The sequence below is a fragment of the Protofrankia sp. Cj5 genome (assembly GCF_917627405.1).
Taxonomy (GTDB): Bacteria; Actinomycetota; Actinomycetes; order Frankiales; family Frankiaceae; genus Protofrankia.
Window position 1 is genome coordinate 63,168 of sequence record NZ_CAKJTO010000010.1, and the last position, 4,546, is coordinate 67,713.

The 4,546-nt window shown below is 66.7% G+C and carries 7 protein-coding genes; 1 reads left to right on the forward strand and 6 read right to left on the reverse strand.

The annotated features are described in order from the left end of the window. Positions 1 to 227: hypothetical protein (locus tag MJ777_RS04340; RefSeq protein ID WP_239373334.1), on the forward strand; the 227-nt coding region annotated here is incomplete at its 5' end. On the opposite strand, the gene MJ777_RS04345 is transcribed toward MJ777_RS04340, so the two are convergent. The 6 genes from MJ777_RS04345 to MJ777_RS04370 all read right to left on the reverse strand — a co-directional run. Continuing rightward, a complete protein-coding gene (locus MJ777_RS04345; protein ID WP_239308675.1) occupies positions 224 to 970 on the reverse strand; it encodes an MBL fold metallo-hydrolase in 747 nt (248 codons plus the stop codon). The genes MJ777_RS04340 and MJ777_RS04345 overlap by 4 nt on opposite strands. Next, a complete protein-coding gene (locus MJ777_RS23000; protein ID WP_370651441.1) occupies positions 967 to 1,590 on the reverse strand; it encodes a hypothetical protein in 624 nt (207 codons plus the stop codon). The genes MJ777_RS04345 and MJ777_RS23000 overlap by 4 nt, the downstream gene beginning before the upstream one ends. A gap of 180 nt (positions 1,591 to 1,770) precedes the next feature. After that, positions 1,771 to 2,718, reverse strand: a complete 948-nt coding sequence (locus MJ777_RS04355; RefSeq protein WP_239308674.1) for a PLP-dependent cysteine synthase family protein — start codon at positions 2,716 to 2,718, stop codon at positions 1,771 to 1,773. A gap of 13 nt (positions 2,719 to 2,731) precedes the next feature. Continuing rightward, the gene (locus tag MJ777_RS04360) at positions 2,732 to 3,055 is read right to left on the reverse strand and encodes a MoaD/ThiS family protein (RefSeq protein ID WP_239308673.1); all 324 of its coding nucleotides are present in this window, start codon (positions 3,053 to 3,055) and stop codon (positions 2,732 to 2,734) included. Positions 3,056 to 3,315: 260 nt separating this feature from the next. Beyond that, positions 3,316 to 3,720: a Mov34/MPN/PAD-1 family protein gene (locus tag MJ777_RS04365; RefSeq protein ID WP_239308672.1), complete on the reverse strand. Its 405-nt coding sequence runs from the start codon at positions 3,718 to 3,720 to the stop codon at positions 3,316 to 3,318. Between the two features lie 76 nt (positions 3,721 to 3,796). Next, positions 3,797 to 4,546 (reverse strand): DUF2017 domain-containing protein (locus MJ777_RS04370; RefSeq protein ID WP_370652641.1); only part of this gene is annotated, 750 nt, incomplete at its 5' end.

Below are 4,546 nucleotides of genomic sequence, written 5' to 3' on the forward strand. Positions count from 1 at the left end.
CCCTATTGCCGGTCGCTCTAAGTGGTCGGCGCCGGAAGTTCTTCGGGGCCGACCACCAAGCGGACATCACAGCCATGGCGGGCGGCATCCCACGGATGGCGACGCCGGCCCGCCGCGCCCAAGCGGCCCCTGGCCGCGTTCTCGGCCACACCGATACACCTCATCCGGTATCGGTGTGGCCCGCGGCCGTGCCAGCAACCACCTGGACGCGGCTCCCTGACGGCTAGATCTCGTAGACGGCGCCGGTCTCGGCGAGGCTCAGCGGGCCGTCGAACGTGCCCGCCGCCTCCTCCTGACTACGCTGCATGTCGCCCCAGGGCACGAGATGGGTGAGCACGAGGCGCCCGACGTCCGCCTTGGTGGCGTGCTCCCCCGCCTCGCGGCCCGACAGGTGAATGCCCGGCGGGTTGTCCTGGACATCCAGGTAGGCCGCCTCGCACAGGAACAGGTCAGCCTCCCGGGCAAGCTGGAGAAGCTGATCGCAGGCGCTGGTGTCACCCGAGTAGGTCAGCGAGCGCCCGTCGGCTGTCAAGCGCATGCCGAAGGCCTCAACCGGATGCGACACCCTTTCCAGATCGATCCGGAAAGGACCCACGTTCAACCGCCCCGGACTGATCGTCCGAAAATCATAGATATCAGCCAGAGAATCATCGGGCCAACGCTCGAACGCCGCGCACAGGCGTTCCTGGGTATTGATCGGCCCGTAGACCGGAAGCTTCGGGGGCATCCCCTCGGGATGGTAACGACGGGCGTAGGCATTCACCACAAGATCAAGGCAGTGGTCGCCATGCAGATGGGAAATGAGCACCGCGTCGACGTCCCGCAGGTCGCAGTGCCGCTGCAGTTCGCCCATGGACCCGTTCCCGGCGTCCACCACGAGCCGGAAGCCGCCGGACTCGATCAGATAGGACGAACACGCCGACCGGGGCCCCGGATAGGTGCCCGAACATCCCAGCACGGTGAGCTTCATCGAGTCACCCCCGATCCCGCCGGCCGGGCTCCCGCCACGACGGGCCGGGGCCACGCCGCCGTACCGAACCGGGCCGGCTCCCGGCGGGGACCCTGCACGATTTCTTGCCTGCTGCTCGCCAATGTGACGCCCTCTCCCATAAAAAAGCCGATGACGCCGGTCAACAAAGGATAACGGGTGCAACCCGGGATTATTGTGTCCACATCGACTTCCTGAAATGGCGCCAGATAAGCCCTGGTCAGTTCCGGCAACTGTCGGCTGTCCGTATCACCACGTTCGATCACGTCCATGAAAGCGGGGCGGGTCACGCCCATACGCCGGGCGGCAGCCCTGGTTGGGGAGGCATGCGCACGGGCACCACCGGCGCCCGCAACGGCCATACGAGGGGTCACCTCAATCGGCCGGATGTCACCGGGTCCCCCGCCGCACCGCCTGGCCGCGGCCGCGGGACCGTCGGCCCGCCGGCCTGGCTCGGCCGACAGCCGTGATCCGCTGGGACCGAGCCGCATGCCAGCGGCGGGACGACCGGTGGAGCCGGGCGGAAGCTGATCGAGCATCGCCCGCACACCGACGTGGCCGTCGCCCGCGCTGTCGAATACCCCGATGGGCGCGCCGCTCATGAGCGATCAGACTAAGCCCGAAATCCTGTTTTCACCCTGTGGCAGTGGTCACGATACCCCTGTCGAATTTTGGACACCCCGATCCGCGTAGGCATCCCAACGACTCCCGGGCCACCGGACAGAAAATCGTGACCATTACCACATCGGATCGCTGGGCCGGTACGCCCGCACATCTTCCGATCATGCCCAGAGCTGGCCCTCCAACGCCGCCTCCGCCTCCTCCAGGGTGCCCGCGTAGGCGCCGGTGGACAGGTACTTCCAGCCACCGTCACAGACGATGATGGCGATATCGGCACGCTGCCCGGCCCGCACACACTTCTCGGCCTCGATCAGGGCCGCATGCAGGATGCATCCAGTCGAGATCCCAGCGAAGATCCCTTCCATCTCGACCAGCTCCCGAGTCCGACGCAGTGACTCTTTTGGGCCCACGGATATACGGGTAGTAAGCACACTCTCGTCGTAAAGCTCGGGAATGAATCCTTCATCAATGTTACGGAGACCGTAGACAATCTCGCCGTACCGGGGTTCCGCGGCGATGATCCGGATACCAGGTACTCGTTCGCCGAGGAAACGTCCGGTGCCCATCAGCGTCCCGGTGGTGCCGAGACCCGCGACAAAGTGGGTGATGGTCGGGAGATCTTCGAGAAGCTCCGGCCCGGTCGTCTCATAATGCGCCTGCGCGTTCGCCGGATTGCCGTACTGGTAAAGCATCACCCACTCGGGATGTTCGGCCGCCAGCCGCTTGGCCACGGCGACGGCCTCGTTCGAGCCGCCGGCCGCGGGTGAGTAGACGATCTCGGCACCCCACATGGCGAGCAGCTGGCGCCGCTCGACAGAGGTGTTCTCGGGCATCACACAGATCAGTCGGTAGCCACGCTGGCGACAGACCATGGCCAGCGAGATACCGGTGTTGCCCGAGGTCGGCTCGAGGACGGTCGCGCCGGACGCGAGGATGCCGCGCTTCTCACCATCCATGATCATCCATAGGGCCGCGCGGTCCTTGATGGAACCGGTCGGGTTGTCCTGTTCCAGCTTGGCCCACAGGCGGACGTCCGGTGACGGTGACAGCCTCGGCAGACCCACCAGCGGGGTGCGGCCGACCGAGTCCACCAGAGAGTCGAAACGCATCGGTTCCGCTGACCTACCTGCCTGCTAGTCGGCCAAAGGCGGCTCGATCATCGGTGGAGCCCCCGGCGACGGCGGGCAGGATGGTTATGCTGTCACCATCGGTGATCTTTGCGTCGAGACCGCCGAGGAAACGGACGTCCTCATCGTTGACGTAGATGTTCACGAAGCGATGCAGCTCACCACCGCCATCCGCGGAGACGAGCCGGCCTCGCAGACCCGGGAAACGGCTGTCGATGTCGGTGAACAGCGCGTCGAGGGTGCCACCAGCGCCCTCGACGACCTTGGACCCACCCGTGTAGCTGCGCAGGATCGTCGGAACGCGGACCTGGATTGCCATTGGTGCTCCTCTCGGTGTTACACGATGTTGCTCAGTGTCGCTCGGCGCCGCCGGACACGGCCGAGTTCTTCATCATCTCCGCTGGGGCGACGCGCCCGATACCACAACAACAGACATCCGCATCGGTGTGACAGCCACGCGGGGAACCGACGGGAGGGGTACCAGGATCCCGGCCGGTTCGCCCGGGGCCGCCGCGCGCGGGCACGGCTGGCTCGCCGCCGCGCCGGGGAGCACGCCAGCCACCCAGCGCGTCGCATGCCTCAGACGATTTCCACGGGTTCCTCTGTGACGGCTCCGTCGACGATGCGATACGACCGGACCTCGGTGTGCTCGGGATCACGGGTGGACGCGAGAACATAATGGGCGTTCGGTTCCGAGGCCAGCGAGATGTCCGTCCGGGAGGGGTACGCCTCGGTTGCGGTATGTGAATGATAGATCACCACTGGCTCTTCGTCCCGGTCGTCCATCACACGCCAGACCTTAAGCTGCTCGATGGAGTCGAACCGGTAGAACGTGGGCGACCGCTCCGCGTTTCGCATCGCCACGAAACGCTCCGGCCGGTCCGAACCGGCCGGCCCCGCCACAATCCCGCAGGCCTCGTCGGGGTGGTCTCGCCGGGCGTGGGCGACGATGGCCTCATAGACTGCTCGTTCGATACGCAGCACGGGCCCACCGTACGACGAGTGGCATCCACGGCGGGATGCCCGTCAGAGCGACATGGCGCGCAGGACCCGCCCCGCTTCACAACAGCGCATGCACAAGCTGGTTCTGCATGTCACCGAGGAACAGGTACAGCTCGACCACAGGTCTGCGTGGATCGTCACTCTCGACCGTGTAGAGAGCGTCGGCGGAGGCATCGTCGACCAGGTTGAGCCGGGTGCCGAACACCAGTCGCAGATCATTGAGGGTGACCAGCCAGTCCTGGATCTGATCATCATCGAGCAGGGTCCGCCCGCCGGTCGCGGGGACACTGGCCAGCACCCGGCGCGCGGCGGCGCGCTTACCCGCACGGAGATCGTCCGATGTCCGCCTGCGGTAGTCGGCCCCGGCATCAGGATCGTCGGGATAGGCGTCGGGCAGGAGCCGCGCCACCGCCGGATCGTCCGGCGGCGGTGGCGCGACAGCGCGCAACCCGACGATCGCCTCCAGCGGGTCGTCCACCGGCGGTGGTTCCAACAGCGCGTCGATCTGACCGATCAAATCGATCAACAGGGTCGCCTCGAGCGGACCGAGGACTACCTGGATGCCGTCTTTGGTACGACTGAAGCCGTTGGACACGTTCTCCCGCCCAAGATCGCCATTGCTCGACCGAACCCCGTCGCGGGCGCGCGCAGGGTCCGCCCGGCAGCTGCTGCGCCAGTGGAAAGACGCGGCAGCCGGAAGACGCGCCGTCCGGGAAACGGGCGGTCTGGCTCCGGGCTCACCGTGCTCCATCCGGACCGGCAGTCCCGAGCCTACCCATCCCCACGCCAAACCAGCCCGGCTCGGGCC

Coding starts and splice junctions, on each gene's coding strand:
- MJ777_RS04345 (WP_239308675.1), bottom strand. CDS start 970: ATGAAGCTCACCGTGCTGGGATGTTCGGGCACCTATCCGGGGCCCCGG.
- MJ777_RS23000 (WP_370651441.1), bottom strand. CDS start 1,590: ATGAGCGGCGCGCCCATCGGGGTATTCGACAGCGCGGGCGACGGCCAC.
- MJ777_RS04355 (WP_239308674.1), bottom strand. CDS start 2,718: ATGCGTTTCGACTCTCTGGTGGACTCGGTCGGCCGCACCCCGCTGGTG.
- MJ777_RS04360 (WP_239308673.1), bottom strand. CDS start 3,055: ATGGCAATCCAGGTCCGCGTTCCGACGATCCTGCGCAGCTACACGGGT.